Here is a 12,937-nt window from a genome sequence, read left to right as displayed (position 1 = left end):
CGAGGCTGGCACACTAGCGAAACACGTGGTGGAGCGAACGATGAAAGACTGGCTGGACGAGATCAACTGGAACAGCGACGGCCTGGTACCGGCCATCGCCCAGGATCACCGAACCGGGCGCGTGTTGATGATGGCCTGGATGAACCGCGAGGCCTTGGCCCTTACCGCGCAGGAAAACCGCGCCATCTACTGGTCGCGCTCGCGCAATCGCCTGTGGCGCAAGGGTGAGGAGTCGGGCCATGTACAAAAGGTGCATGAGCTTCGTCTGGACTGCGATGCCGACGTGATCGTCATGGCGGTCGAACAGCTTGGCGGTATCGCCTGCCACACCGGCCGCGAAAGCTGCTTTTACCGGGTGTTCGAGAACGGCGCGTGGAATACCGTCGAACCTGTTCTCAAAGACCCCGCCGCCATTTATCAAGGGCACAACCATGAATGACACCCTCGCTCGCGTGGCCGAGGTGCTGGAGTCCCGCAAGGGCGCTTCGGCAGACAGCTCCTACGTTGCCAGCCTCTACCACAAGGGTTTGAACAAGATTCTGGAGAAGGTGGGCGAAGAGTCCGTGGAAACGATCCTCGCCGCCAAGGACGCCGAGCGCAGTGGCGACTGCAGCGATGTCATCTACGAGACCGCGGATCTATGGTTCCATAGCCTGGTAATGCTCGCGGCGCTGGGCCAGCACCCCCAAACCGTGCTGGATGAACTCGAACGCCGCTTCGGCCTCTCTGGCCACGCGGAAAAAGCAGCCCGCACGCCGTCGGCCTGAACCTCATTCTTTTACGGAGTTGCCCATGGGTATCTTTGACTGGAAACACTGGATCGTCATTCTGATCGTGGTTGTACTGGTATTTGGCACCAAAAAGCTGAAAAACCTGGGCACCGATGTGGGCGAGTCTATCAAAGGCTTCCGCAAGGCCATGAACGATGAAGAAAAGCCCAGCGAGCCGCAGCAACCCGTGCACCCGCAGGCCACTTCCCCGATCACGCCGCCGCCAACCACGCTCGATGGCCAGCACACGCGTGTGGACGAACCCGTGCGGAAAGACGCAACCAGGGACTGAGCCATGTTCGGGATCAGTTTCAGCGAGCTGTTGCTGGTAGGGCTTGTAGCCCTGCTGGTGCTTGGGCCAGAGCGCCTGCCCGGCGCCGCGCGTACGGCGGGGCTGTGGATTGGCCGGCTCAAGCGCAGCTTCAATTCCATCAAGACCGAGATCGAGCGGGAATTGGGCGCGGATGAAATTCGCCGCCAGTTGCACAACGAGCACATCCTCTCGCTGGAGCAGGAAGCCCGCAAACTGATCGACCCGCAGGGGGCCAGTCAGGCCTCGCCTTCGATCCACCCGCCCGCGCAAGCCGAACCTCCGGCGGCGCCGGCCTCAGCTAGCGTAGAGCGCACCGGGATCAGTAGCGGGCCTGCCACCAGCGACGTTGCTACCACGCCCGCCGAGCCGCTGAAAACCGAGCCACAGCCGGCTCCGCGCCCGCCACAGGATTCAACCCCAGCACCATGAGCGAAATACCCGAAGACGACCAGCCCATGCCGCTGGTGTCCCACCTGACCGAGTTGCGCAGCCGCCTGCTTCGTTGCGTTGCCGTTGTGTTCGTGGTGTTTGCCGGGCTGTTTTCCTTTGCCCAGCAGATCTACACCTTGGTATCGGCGCCACTGCGGGCGTATCTCCCGCCGGGGGCGACCATGATCGCCACGGATGTGGCCTCGCCGTTCCTCACGCCGTTCAAGCTCACCATGACGGTGTCTCTGTTCCTGGCGATACCGTTGATTCTCCACCAGGTATGGGGATTTGTGGCACCGGGGCTTTACCGCCACGAGAAACGCATCGCCATCCCGCTGTTGGTCTCGAGCATTCTGCTGTTCTATGCGGGCATGGCCTTCGCGTACTTCGTGGTGTTCCCGCTGATGTTCAAGTTCTTCGCCGCGGCCACGCCAGACGGCGTTGCCATGATGACGGACATCACCAGCTACCTCGACTTCGTGATGACCCTGTTCTTTGCGTTCGGGGTAGCCTTCGAAATTCCCGTCGCGGTGATACTACTGGTGTGGATCGGTGTAGTGGACGTAAAAGCGCTGAAAAAGGCGCGCCCCTACGTGATCATCGCCTGCTTCGTGGTGGGCATGGTGCTTACACCGCCTGATATCTTCTCCCAGACGCTGCTGGCAGTACCGATGTGGCTGCTATTTGAAGTGGGCGTACTGTTTGGCGCCTTGATCCGCAAACGTAGCGAAGAGGCCGCCGAGGCCCAGGATCGCAACGATCAGCCACCCGCTACCCGCTCATGAACCTGTTGCTTCTGGAGCCGTCGGACTTTATCGACGAAGGCCGCGTACGGCTGACCGGCCGCCGCCTTACGCACATGCGTGAAGTGCATCGGGCCGAGGTTGGCGACACGTTGAGAGTCGGTTGCCTGGATGGCCTCATGGGCGGGGGGCATATCGACGTGCTGGACACGAACTGCGCCGAACTTCGCGTAGCGTTCGACCACCCGCCGCCCGCCAAGCTACCCGTTACACTGGTATTGGCGCTTCCACGGCCCAAGATGCTGCGCCGTGTATTCCAGACGGTTGCTACGCTGGGCGTGCCTCGGGTGATCCTGGTGAACAGTTACCGGGTAGAGAAAAGCTTCTGGCAAACGCCCTTCCTGCAACCTGAGGCTATTCGCGAGCAATTGCTGCTCGGCCTGGAGCAAGGTCGGGATACGGTGCTGCCGGAAGTGATCATCGAGAAGCGCTTCAAACCCTTTGTGGAGGACCGGCTTGGCGCGATCGTCACCGGCACCCAAGGATTGATCGCCCACCCCGGAGAATTTCCACCCTGCCCGCGCGCGGTCGAAGGCCCTGTCACCCTGGCCATTGGCCCGGAAGGCGGCTGGATTCCCTATGAAGTGGAGTTGCTCAAATTGGCCGGGCTGAAGCCCGTGCAGATGGGCGAGCGCATACTGCGGGTGGAAACGGCGGTAACGGCGCTGCTGGCCAGGTTGTTCTAGAACACTGTGCCCAACCCACGGCCCTGCCGGGCCGGTCGCCGCCAAGGCGGGCTGCTACATTCGATAATGGGATCGGCGGGGAACCAGCCAACGGAGCCCGGAAGTATTTCAACTTCCCGGGCTCGCGTTGCACTGGATCAGGCGTTGGCCAGCGTACCGTTCAATACCGGCTGAAGCGGTAGCGCGGGTGCGTGAGGGTCTGCCGCGACAGAAGCGCGCCAGGTGGCCAGCCACGCTTCGTTACGGGTTTCCCAGACCTGCTGGTGCAGCCGGCTCAATGCAACCGGATCGCTCAGCAGGTACAACCGGGCATTACCATCCAGTGAATCGGGGCCGCCTTGAAGCGCCTTGCCGACCATGGTTTCACGCATGGCCTCAACCGGCCGGGCATGCCCATGGCGCGCCGTGGCCAGCGCGCAAGCGAGCGCGTTCTGACGTGGATCGACCACTGCCCGCACAAAGCCCTGGTGCAGCGCATGCCAGCGGTTTTCATGGGTATAGGCGTCGGTGGACACGAGCTCCTGCGGCGGGTTGTACTCCTCCGGAATCAGGAACATCTTCTCGTCCTTGGCACGCAAGCCGAGGTTGGTTCGGCTGGAAATCACCGACACCGGAATCGACAGCATCAGCGACACCACAATCGGCGCCAGCCACCACAGGAAGCTCGGGTTCAGCGCCGCGACCAGCAACGCCCATACCAGGCCCAGCAAGGTTTGCGGGCCATGACGGCGGACCGCCTCGCCCCATGGAGTGGAGTCGTCATCGCGCTGCGGCGAGTTCCAGGTTGCCGCCCAGCCAAGGAACGCGGCCAGTACGAAACGGGTGTGGAAGATCATCCGCACCGGCGCCAGCAGCATGGAGAACAGCATTTCCAGCAGCATGGACAAGGTGACCTTGATTCGCCCGCCGTACTCTTTCGCACCCTTGGCCCAGATCAGGATGATGCTGAGCAGCTTGGGCAGGAACAACAGCACGATAGTGGTCGAGAACAGGGCAATTGCCTTGTCCGGGTGCCACTGCGGCCATAGCGGGTACAGCTGCCGAGGCTCCAGGAAGTACGTCGGCTCCATCAGGGTGTTCACCGCCAGCAACGCGGTGGATAGCACCAGGAAGAAGAACCACAGCGGCGCAGACAGGTACGACATGACCCCGGTGAGGAATACCGCCCGGTGTACCGGGTGCATGCCCTTGACCAGGAACAGCCGGAAGTTCATCAGGTTACCGTGGCACCAGCGTCGGTCGCGCTTGAGCTCGTCGAGCAGGTTGGGCGGCAGTTCCTCATAGCTGCCTGGAAGGTCGTATGCGATCCATACGCCCCAGCCAGCACGACGCATCAACGCGGCTTCCACAAAGTCGTGAGACAGGATGGAGCCCGAGAACGCACCCTTGCCGGGCAGTGGCGCCAACGCGCAGTGCTCGATGAAGGGCTTCATTCGAATGATCGCGTTGTGGCCCCAATAGTGGGACTCACCCAGCTGCCAGAAGTGAAGGCCGGCGGTGAACAATGGGCCATACACGCGGGTAGCGAACTGCTGCAGGCGCGCATAGAGGGTATCCATGCCCGATGCCTTGGGCGCGGTCTGGATGATACCGGCGTCCGGTGTAGCTTCCATCAGCCGTACCAGGGACGTCAGGCATTCGCCGCTCATTACGCTGTCGGCGTCCAGGACCACCATATAGCGGTAGTCGCTGCCCCACCGGCGGCAGAAGTCGTCCAGGTTCCCGCTTTTGCGTTTGACGCGGCGGCGACGCCGGCGATAGAAGATCTTGCCGAAGCCCTTGGTTTCGCGGCACACGTCCAGCCAGGCTTGCTGCTCAGCCACCGCGATATCACCGCTGTAGGTGTCGCTGAGGATGAAGAAGTCGAAGCGATCCAGGTCGCCGGTCGCGGCCACGGATTCGAAGGTAGCGCGCAGGCCGGCGAACACCCGGGGCACGTCTTCGTTGCAGATAGGCATCACCAGCGCGGTGCGCGCCCCAGGCTCGATGGGTTCGTTACCCGCGCTGGCGCCGGAGATCCGGTACTTGTCCCGGCCGGTCAGCAGCTCGAGGAAGCCCATGAGCGCGGTCCAAAACCCGGCCGACACCCAGCAGAACAGGATGCCGAACAGGATCAGGATGGTCGTTTGCAGTACATACGGCAGTACCTGCTGCGCGGTTTGCAGCAAGGGCTGATGAGCCACTTCGTCGAGATCGACCAAGGCCCAGCCCTGATACGGCAGGATGCCCTTCATGTAATAGCCGGCGACAAGGGTTTGCCCCAGCATCAACACCAGCAGGATGTAGCGGCGGATCGAACCCACCATGCGCCAACGCGCCTTGGGCAATTCGCGGCGGTCATCGGTGGGCTGGGGCGGGGTGCCCTTGCCCAGCAGCCGACGCCAGCCACGGGCCACGATGTTGGTTTTCCAAGGCTCGGGCACCATGCGAGTGCGATGGATCGGCGGAGTAGCCTTGAGCCGAACCCGGCCGGCGGCATCCACGTCCAGCATCTCATGCTGTTCAAGTTCAGCGGCGGAGCCGATTGTGAGGCGAGGCCCCACGGAGGCATGCGCGCCCGTCTCGGCCCCATCGGGCCGGGAAAGACGCTGGTGCAGTTCGGCAAAGGAGCCGCTCTGCGCCAGTTCACTGCGCTGCTCCTCGCTCAATGGCAGGTGCGCCAGGTACTCGGGGAGCGTTTCGGGTCGTTCTGTTGGCTTACTCATCGGCAGGCAACTGGTAGCTCCAGGTTTCAGTCAACACTTCTTCAGTCTTGACCGGTTCAGCAGGTTGCGGCGCGGGCTCCGCTGCGGCCGTGGTCTCGGCAGGCGCGCCAGCCTTGTCGTGCTTGCCACCTTTCTTGTGCCCATGGGAAGGCTCTTCGGCCTTCACTTCGGCAACCGGTTTCGGCGGATCGACCGGCACGATGTCCTGCACCAGTGCCGCGCGCATTTCGACCGGCTTGCTGCCGTCTTTCACCTTGATCCGCAAGGTCAGGCGCCAGCCCTGGGTTTCCGGGTTGTAGCGCACGCTGTTTTCCACGAGGTCGGCGTTGTCGCTTACGCTGACCTGGCTGCGCACGCCAGCGTCGTCCAGCAACGATTTGAGCTTCGGCCCTTCGAAATCGATCAGGAAGGCCAGGCTGCCGTCGGGTTGGCGAACCAGGTTGGACTGCTTCACATCACCGGTGGAGCGCAGGGTCTGCTTGACCCAGGCGATATCGTTGGAATGCAGCTCGGACTCGTCGGTAGTCCAGTGGATGCGGTAGTTATGCTCGAGCGGCTGACCTGGCTCTGGCATCTTTTCCGGGCTCCAGAACGCAACGATGTTGTCGTTGGTTTCGTCGGCGGTAGGGATTTCTACCAGTTCCACGGTGCCCTTGCCCCAATCGCCACGGGGTTCGATCCATGCGCTTGGGCGACGGTCATAGCGGTCGTCCAGATCTTCGTAGCGGCTGAATTCACGCCCGCGCTGCAGCAAACCGAAACCTTGCGGGTTTTCCACGGTGAAGCTGCTGATTCCCAGATGTTTGGGGTTGTTCAGCGGGCGCCAGATCCACTCGCCGTTACCGGCATGGATCGACAGGCCATTGGAGTCGTGAAGCTCGCGACGATAGTTCAGCACGCGGGAGGGCTGATTGGAGCCGAACAGGTACATGCTGGTCAGCGGAGCCACACCCAGGCGGCTTACGTGGTCACGCAGGTACACGCGCGATTGCACGTCTACCACGCTGTCGGTACCCGGGCGCAGCACCAGGCGATAAGCGCCGGTGGAGCGCGGCGAGTCGAGCAGCGCATAAATGATCAGCTGCTTGTCTTCGGGGTTTGGCTTCTCGACCCAGAACTCGGTGAAGCGCGGGAATTCCTCACCCGACGGCAAGGCGGTGTCGATCGCCAGGCCACGGGCGGAGAGGCCGTAATTCTGGCCTTTGCCGATCACCCGGAAGTAACTGGCACCCAGCAGGGTCATCACCTCGTCCTGCTTGTCCGACTTGTTCAGCGGGTACAGAACCCGGAAGCCGGCCCAGCCCAGGTTTTCGGTGCTTTTGGGGTCGAACTGAAGGTCGCCGAAGTCGAAACGCTGCGGGTCGTACTTGATCTCGTCGACGGTGGTGGCGGTCACTTCGTTGATTTTCACCGGTGTGTCGAAATGCATGCCCTGGTGATAGAACGACAGCTTGAACGGCGACTTCTCGTCAGCCCATTCCACCTTGTCGGTGCGGAACTGGATTTTCTGGTAGTCCGCGAACTTCATGTCGCGGAACAGCGGAGGCAGGTTGCTTTTGGGGGCTTCGTATTTCTGTCCGGCAAGGTCCTTCGCCCTGGCGGCAACGTCGTCGAGGCTGAACGCCCACAGCTGCCCAGCGCCAAACAGGCAGAACAGCGCGGAGCCTGCCATGAAGGCGTGGCGCAAGCGTTTGCCGGTTGTTCTTGGTTTGTTACACGGACTTGCAATCACGAGCTACCCTCGCCGAAAAACAGATATTGAACCAACGACCAGCTGCGGTTGCCGGGTTGGCGAGCATTGTTCCGACTCCAAAAGGGCTTAATGATTCCCTAAACGGCGGCGGCCCAGCACTCAACTTAGAACAAAACCGGGGATGCAACCTCTGCCCCCCCGGCGCGCGATTATCTAGCACGCCGCGTAACAACGCATCAGGGGCAGGGAAGAAATTCTGCTACAAAATTGGATTTTTCACGCCCCGGCGGGGAATTTCATACGGCAGAGATGTTTCAAGCCTGCAGCAGGAAGGTTACCGGGCCGTCATTTACCAGATGAACCTGCATATCGGCGCCAAAACGGCCGCTTTGCGTTTCAGGGTGAGCGTGCCGAGCCTGCTCCAACAGGTAGTCGAACAGTTCCCGTGCAAGCGCTGGCGGAGCCGCGGTGGAAAAGCTCGGGCGCAGGCCGCTGCGGGTGTCCGCCGCCAGGGTGAATTGCGAAACCAGCAGCAGGCCGCCGCTTACGTCAGCGAGCGAGCGGTTCATGCGGCCTACTGCGTCACAGAACACTCGGTAGTTGAGCAGCCGGTGCAGCAGTTTTTCCGCATTCGCCGTGGTATCGCCCGGCTCCACGGCGACCAGCACCAGCAGCCCCTGCTCGATTGCACCGACAACTTCGCCCTCCACCTCGACCCGCGCGCTGGCCACGCGCTGAAGCAGCCCCTTCATGCTTCTTCGAGGGGCAGGTCCAGCAGGCGCCGGGCCATCTGATCGGCCGCGCGCACGAGGGCATCGATGATGCCGGGCTCGGAGCCCGCATGGCCGGCGTCCCGAATGACCTTCAGCTCACTGTTGGGCCAGGCCTGATGCAGCTCCCAGGCGTTATCCAAGGGGCAGATCACGTCATAGCGACCGTGAATGATCACCGCCGGAAGGTGAGCGATCTTGTGCACGTCACGGATGAGCTGGTCCGGCTCCAGGAAGGCATTATTGATGAAATAGTGGGTTTCGATACGGGCGATCGATAGCGCGCGCTGCGGCTCGGAAAAGCGGTCGACCACCAGCGGATTGGGCCGCAGGGTAGCCGTGCGCCCTTCCCAGATGGACCAGGCCTTGGCGGCATGCATCTGGGCGATCTGGTCGCTGCCGGTGAGGCGCTTGTGGAAGGCCTTGAGCAAGTCGCCGCGCTCTTCGTGCGGGATAGGCGCAAGGTAATCCTGCCAGTAATCCGGGAACATGCGGTTGGCGCCGTTCTGGTAGAACCACTGGAACTCCTGAGGGCGGCACAGGAAAATGCCGCGCAGGATCAGCCCGTGCACACGCTCCGGATGGGCTTGAGCGTAGGCCAGCGCCAGGGTAGACCCCCAGGAACCACCGAACAGCACCCACTTGTCGATGCCCAGGTGCTCACGGATGCGCTCGATGTCACGCACCAGGTCCCAGGTTGTGTTGTTTTCGAGGCTGGCGTGCGGCGTGGAGCGGCCACACCCACGCTGGTCGAAGGTGACGATACGGTACAGGTTGGGATCGAAATAGCAGCGGCTTGCCGCATCACAGCCGGCGCCCGGGCCACCATGGATGAACAGTACCGGCAGACCCTCAGGGGAACCGCTCTCGTCGACGTACAGCACATGCGGTTCATCCACGGCGAGATCGTGCCGTGCATAGGGTTTGATCTGCGGATACAGGGTCAGCATCTGGCGCTCCGTAAGGGTTTGATCAGCCGTGGGCCATCATAAACCTGAAACGGCTGTATGTGCTCGTCTAAACGCTTCGGCGGTTGTTCTGGCCCTTGGTTCGCCGGCTATGCCGGCTCCTGCGTGCGCGGGTAGGTTTCCCGCCCCCAGGCCAGCGCGGTTTCCAGCAGCCGGCGCAGCACAGCGCGGGTGGGCTCGGCCAGGTCAGGGCGGTAATCGAATGGCGGCTGCTCATTCATATAGGTCGCCTGCCCCAGCTCCAGCTGGACAGCGTGGATGTCGTTCGCCGGCCCACCATAGTGGCGGGTGATGTGCCCTCCTTTGAAACGGCCATTGAGCACATGTGTATAGCCCGCCGCTTGGGCACATGCCTGCTCAAGCCGCGAGGCCAGCTCCGGGGCGCAGCTGGCGTTGTTGAAAGTGCCAAGGTTGAAGTCCGGCAATTTGCCGTCGAACAACCGGGGCACATGGGAGCAGATGGAATGCGCATCCCACAATAACGCATAGCCATGAACCTCCCGCAAGCGGGCCAGCTCCTGGGCGATCCGCTGATGGTAAGGGCGCCACACCTCCTCCAGATAACGTGCACGTTCTTCGGCAGAGGGCGCCCGGCCCGGCTGGAACAACGGTGTGCCATCGAACAAGGTGTCGGGGTAAAGCCCGGTAGTCGCACCGGCATAGAGCGGCTTGTCGTCGTCCGGGCGGTTCAGGTCGATCACAAACCTGGAGTATTCGGCTACCAGCACGCTTGCCCCTAGCTCACCGGCAAAATCGTACAGCCGCGGAATATGCCAGTCGGTATCCGGCAAGCTGCGCGCGGGCTCTGCCAGGCCCTGGTCCACCGCCGGCGCAAGGCGTAGGCCGGCATGAGGCACGCTGATCAGCAGCGGCACGCTGCCCTGTGTGAAGGTGTAGGTGTCGTTCATCTGCGCTCCTGCGTGAAGGTCAGTTCCGCGCCATGGCGGATGATGCGTTTATCCAGGTCCCCGCCCAGCCAATAGGCCAGGTCCGCCGGGCGCTCGATGTTCCAGGCCACGAAGTCGGCGACCTTGCCAGGTTCCAGAGAGCCATGGCTGCCACCCAGGCCCAGCGCCCGCGCGGCGTGCAGGGTTACGCCGGCCAGCGCCTGCTCGGGTGTGAGGCGGAACAACGTGCAGGCCATGTTCATCATCAGGCGCAACGAAAGCGTGGGCGATGTGCCGGGGTTGCTGTCGGTGGAAATGGCGATCGCCACTCCGTGATCGTGCAATGCCTGCATCGGTGGCAATTGAGTTTCCCGAAGAAAGTAGAAAGCGCCCGGCAACAACACAGCCACTGTGCCTGCCGCAGCCATGGCCGCGGCATCCGCCTCGGTCATGAACTCCAGGTGGTCCGCCGACAGGGCCTGGTATCGCGCCGCCAGGCTTGAGCCTCCCAGCGAGGACAGTTGTTCGGCATGCAGTTTCACCGGCAAGCCCAGCCGCGCGGCCGTCTGGAACACCTGCTCGACCTGCGCCGGGGAAAACGCCAGGTACTCGCAGAACGCATCCACGGCGTCCACCAGGCCCTCGCTCGCCAGCGCAGGCAGCAACTCATTACACACGTAGCCGATGTAGCCTTCGGCGTTGCCTTTGTACTCCTCCGGCACCGCATGGGCGGCAAGGCAAGTGGCGCGTGTGGTGACGGGCAACTCAGCGCCCAGGCGTCGAATCACACGCAGCATCTTGCGCTCGCTGGCCAGGTCCAGGCCGTAGCCAGACTTGATCTCCACCGTGGTCACGCCTTCCCGTTGAAGGCAGGCCAGACGGCGGCGGGCGCCGTCGAACAACGCTTCTTCGCTGGCCGCCCTGGTAGCCCGCACGGTGTTGGCGATCCCGCCACCGCTGGCGGCAATCTCGGCGTAGCTCACGCCCTGCAAGCGCTGCTCGAACTCACCGCTGCGATTGCCGCCGTATACGAGGTGGGTATGGCAATCCACAAAGCCCGGCGTTACCCAGCGCCCTTGCAGGTCGACCAGTTCGGCGGCAGCCTCACGCGGCGCATCGGTGTGGGGCCCGATCCACTGGATCAGCCCGCCGTCGGTGAGGATGGCGGCATCTTCGACAATCGAATAGCGGCCCTCGGCAAGGGTCGCTACATGGCAGTTGTGCCAAAGGGTTGGCATATCAATCTCCAATCTCGCGCACGCGGCGCTGAACAAATCGGCTGACGTACTCGTCGGCAGGGTGCTGCAGAATGTGTTGTGGCGCGCCGACTTGAACCAACCGTCCATCCCGCAGGATGGCAATCCGATCGCCCAGGCGCAGCGCTTCGTCCAGGTCATGGGTGATGAACACGATGGTTTTACGCAGGCGCGCCTGAAGGTCCCGCAGTTGCTCCTGCAGGTCGCTGCGAATCAGCGGGTCCAGCGCGCTGAAGGCCTCGTCCAGCAGCAGGATGGGCGTATCGGTGGCCAGCGCCCTGGCCAGGCCTACGCGCTGGCGCATGCCGCCAGACAGCTGCTCGGGCCAGTGTTCGGCGTAGCCGTCCAACCCAACCTGGCCGATCCAGTGCCGCGCACGTTCACGGCTTTCGCCTGGCGAATCGCCCCGTAAACGAAGCCCGTAGGCCACGTTGTCGAGCACGTTCTTGTGGGGGAACAGGCCGAAGCTCTGGAACACCATACTGATGTCGCGACGGCGGAACTCACGCAAGCGGCCGGGCCCATAGCCCAGCACGTTTTCCCCCTTGACGATCACTTCCCCGCGGGACGGATCGATCAATCGGTTCAGGTGCCGCACCAGCGTAGACTTGCCCGAGCCGGACAGGCCCATGATCACGAACACTTCGCCGGCCTCGATGCTCAGAGAGACATCCGCCACGCCTACCACGCAGCCGGTTTCGCTGAGTATCCGGCTTTTTTCCGCGCCTTGATCCAGCAATGCGAGGGCGCGCTCGGAGTGCCGCCCGAACACCTTGGTCACGTGACGCAACTCGATCGCGCTCATTTCCCGACCCTCCGCCGGGGCTGCCCATACGCCTGGGTGATGCGGTCGATGACGATCGCCAGTGCGACGATGGCAAGGCCGGCTTCCAGCCCCTTGCCTACGTTCAGCGTCTGGATGCCCGCCAGCACATCCTCGCCCAGCCCGCGTGCGCCGATCATGGAAGCAATCACCACCATCGACAGCGCCATCATGGTGGTCTGGTTGATACCCGCCATGATGCTGGGCAGTGCCAGCGGCAATTGCACCCCGATCAACTGCTGCCAGGGGCTGGCACCGAAAGCGTTGGCCGCCTCCATGATCTCCCGATCCACTTGCCGTATACCGAGGTCGGTGAGGCGGATCACCGGCGCAATTGCATACACCACCGTGGCGAAGATTGCCGGCACCTTGCCCAAGCCGAACAGCATGAGCACGGGGATCAGGTACACGAAGCTCGGCAGCGTTTGCATCACGTCGAGCAAGGGCAGCAATACCGCGCGCAAACGGCGTGAACGGGCGGCAAACATCCCTAGCGGAACCCCGGCGAGAACAGCCAGAACGGTGGCGACCAGCACCAGGGCAAGGGTTTGCAGCAGTTTGTCCCACAGCCCCACCGCGCCCACCAGAAACAGCAGCCCCACCATGAGACCGGCCACGTACCAGCGGCGGCTCGCATGCCAGGCCAACGTACCTACGATGATCAGCAACAACCACCAGGGTGTGGCACGCAGCAGGCTTTCGAGCCCTACCAACACGGCCAGCAAGGAATCGGACACCTGCCGAAGGGTGTCGCCATAACGGCCGACCAATTGGTCGACCCAGGCATTCACCCCATCGGCGATGGAAAACGTAAGGCTGTCGGGGAACATAGGC

Annotated in this window: 14 protein-coding genes; 6 read left to right on the top strand and 8 right to left on the bottom strand. The window is 62.8% G+C overall.

All coding sequences use genetic code 11. From position 1 onward, the window contains the following. The first annotated feature begins 40 nt into the window (after positions 1-40). From hisI to LG385_RS22445, 6 genes are read left to right on the top strand one after another with little or no spacing between them, the layout of a single operon-like run. Positions 41-439, top strand: a complete 399-nt coding sequence (hisI, locus tag LG385_RS22470) for a phosphoribosyl-AMP cyclohydrolase (RefSeq protein ID WP_181110913.1) — start codon at positions 41-43, stop codon at positions 437-439. After that, positions 432-767 (top strand): phosphoribosyl-ATP diphosphatase, encoded by a 336-nt coding sequence (locus LG385_RS22465; protein ID WP_225775974.1) that lies wholly within the window; start codon positions 432-434, stop codon positions 765-767. The genes hisI and LG385_RS22465 overlap by 8 nt, the downstream gene beginning before the upstream one ends. A 25-nt stretch (positions 768-792) precedes the next feature. Then, complete coding sequence (locus LG385_RS22460; RefSeq protein WP_181110914.1) at positions 793-1,062, top strand: twin-arginine translocase TatA/TatE family subunit; 270 nt, start codon at positions 793-795, stop codon at positions 1,060-1,062. A gap of 3 nt (positions 1,063-1,065) precedes the next feature. Beyond that, positions 1,066-1,512 carry a Sec-independent protein translocase protein TatB gene (gene tatB, locus LG385_RS22455; RefSeq protein ID WP_225775973.1) on the top strand — a complete coding sequence of 149 codons (447 nt, stop codon included), beginning with the start codon at positions 1,066-1,068 and terminating at the stop codon, positions 1,510-1,512. Next, entirely contained in the window at positions 1,509-2,297 is a 789-nt protein-coding gene (gene tatC / locus LG385_RS22450; protein WP_181110916.1) for a twin-arginine translocase subunit TatC, read from the top strand. Before tatB ends, tatC begins: the two co-directional genes overlap by 4 nt. Then, complete coding sequence (locus tag LG385_RS22445; protein ID WP_225775972.1) at positions 2,294-3,001, top strand: 16S rRNA (uracil(1498)-N(3))-methyltransferase; 708 nt, start codon at positions 2,294-2,296, stop codon at positions 2,999-3,001. The genes tatC and LG385_RS22445 overlap by 4 nt, the downstream gene beginning before the upstream one ends. Positions 3,002-3,138: 137 nt before the next feature. Here the strand turns inward: LG385_RS22445 and mdoH are convergent, their stop codons facing one another. The 8 genes from mdoH to LG385_RS22405 all read right to left on the bottom strand — a co-directional run bounded on the left by mdoH (position 3,139) and on the right by LG385_RS22405 (position 12,933). Beyond that, positions 3,139-5,706 (bottom strand): glucans biosynthesis glucosyltransferase MdoH, encoded by a 2,568-nt coding sequence (gene mdoH / locus LG385_RS22440; protein WP_181110918.1) that lies wholly within the window; start codon positions 5,704-5,706, stop codon positions 3,139-3,141. After that, positions 5,699-7,438 (bottom strand): glucan biosynthesis protein G, encoded by a 1,740-nt coding sequence (locus LG385_RS22435; protein WP_318781416.1) that lies wholly within the window; start codon positions 7,436-7,438, stop codon positions 5,699-5,701. The genes mdoH and LG385_RS22435 overlap by 8 nt, the downstream gene beginning before the upstream one ends. Positions 7,439-7,713: 275 nt before the next feature. After that, positions 7,714-8,151 carry a D-aminoacyl-tRNA deacylase gene (gene dtd, locus LG385_RS22430; protein WP_225775971.1) on the bottom strand — a complete coding sequence of 146 codons (438 nt, stop codon included), beginning with the start codon at positions 8,149-8,151 and terminating at the stop codon, positions 7,714-7,716. Then, the gene (gene pip, locus LG385_RS22425) at positions 8,148-9,119 is read right to left on the bottom strand and encodes a prolyl aminopeptidase (RefSeq protein WP_181110920.1); all 972 of its coding nucleotides are present in this window, start codon (positions 9,117-9,119) and stop codon (positions 8,148-8,150) included. Before pip ends, dtd begins: the two co-directional genes overlap by 4 nt. Positions 9,120-9,226: 107 nt before the next feature. Continuing rightward, positions 9,227-10,045, bottom strand: a complete 819-nt coding sequence (gene hutG / locus LG385_RS22420) for an N-formylglutamate deformylase (RefSeq protein WP_225775970.1) — start codon at positions 10,043-10,045, stop codon at positions 9,227-9,229. Continuing rightward, a complete protein-coding gene (gene hutI, locus LG385_RS22415) occupies positions 10,042-11,262 on the bottom strand; it encodes an imidazolonepropionase (RefSeq protein ID WP_225775969.1) in 1,221 nt (406 codons plus the stop codon). Before hutI ends, hutG begins: the two co-directional genes overlap by 4 nt. A 1-nt stretch (position 11,263) precedes the next feature. Then, on the bottom strand, positions 11,264-12,085 hold the full coding sequence (locus LG385_RS22410) for a quaternary amine ABC transporter ATP-binding protein (protein WP_225775968.1): 822 nt from the start codon (positions 12,083-12,085) through the stop codon (positions 11,264-11,266). Beyond that, on the bottom strand, positions 12,082-12,933 hold the full coding sequence (locus tag LG385_RS22405) for an ABC transporter permease (protein WP_225775967.1): 852 nt from the start codon (positions 12,931-12,933) through the stop codon (positions 12,082-12,084). Before LG385_RS22405 ends, LG385_RS22410 begins: the two co-directional genes overlap by 4 nt. Between the last annotated feature and the right edge of the window lie 4 nt (positions 12,934-12,937).

This window comes from Pseudomonas sp. Marseille-Q5115 (assembly GCF_916618905.1).
Taxonomy (GTDB): domain Bacteria; phylum Pseudomonadota; class Gammaproteobacteria; order Pseudomonadales; family Pseudomonadaceae; genus Aquipseudomonas; species Aquipseudomonas japonica_A.
Note: the sequence above shows the minus strand (reverse complement) of the source record. Positions and strands in the feature narration are given on the sequence as shown.

What these genes read in the sequence shown, in the direction of transcription:
- hisI (WP_181110913.1), top strand. Translation starts at nt 41, where the DNA reads ATGAAAGACTGGCTGGACGAGATCAACTGGAACAGCGACGGCCTGGTA.
- LG385_RS22465 (WP_225775974.1), top strand. Translation starts at nt 432, where the DNA reads ATGAATGACACCCTCGCTCGCGTGGCCGAGGTGCTGGAGTCCCGCAAG.
- LG385_RS22460 (WP_181110914.1), top strand. Translation starts at nt 793, where the DNA reads ATGGGTATCTTTGACTGGAAACACTGGATCGTCATTCTGATCGTGGTT.
- tatB (WP_225775973.1), top strand. Translation starts at nt 1,066, where the DNA reads ATGTTCGGGATCAGTTTCAGCGAGCTGTTGCTGGTAGGGCTTGTAGCC.
- tatC (WP_181110916.1), top strand. Translation starts at nt 1,509, where the DNA reads ATGAGCGAAATACCCGAAGACGACCAGCCCATGCCGCTGGTGTCCCAC.
- LG385_RS22445 (WP_225775972.1), top strand. Translation starts at nt 2,294, where the DNA reads ATGAACCTGTTGCTTCTGGAGCCGTCGGACTTTATCGACGAAGGCCGC.
- mdoH (WP_181110918.1), bottom strand. Translation starts at nt 5,706, where the DNA reads ATGAGTAAGCCAACAGAACGACCCGAAACGCTCCCCGAGTACCTGGCG.
- dtd (WP_225775971.1), bottom strand. Translation starts at nt 8,151, where the DNA reads ATGAAGGGGCTGCTTCAGCGCGTGGCCAGCGCGCGGGTCGAGGTGGAG.
- pip (WP_181110920.1), bottom strand. Translation starts at nt 9,119, where the DNA reads ATGCTGACCCTGTATCCGCAGATCAAACCCTATGCACGGCACGATCTC.
- hutG (WP_225775970.1), bottom strand. Translation starts at nt 10,045, where the DNA reads ATGAACGACACCTACACCTTCACACAGGGCAGCGTGCCGCTGCTGATC.
- hutI (WP_225775969.1), bottom strand. Translation starts at nt 11,262, where the DNA reads ATGCCAACCCTTTGGCACAACTGCCATGTAGCGACCCTTGCCGAGGGC.
- LG385_RS22410 (WP_225775968.1), bottom strand. Translation starts at nt 12,085, where the DNA reads ATGAGCGCGATCGAGTTGCGTCACGTGACCAAGGTGTTCGGGCGGCAC.
- LG385_RS22405 (WP_225775967.1), bottom strand. Translation starts at nt 12,933, where the DNA reads ATGTTCCCCGACAGCCTTACGTTTTCCATCGCCGATGGGGTGAATGCC.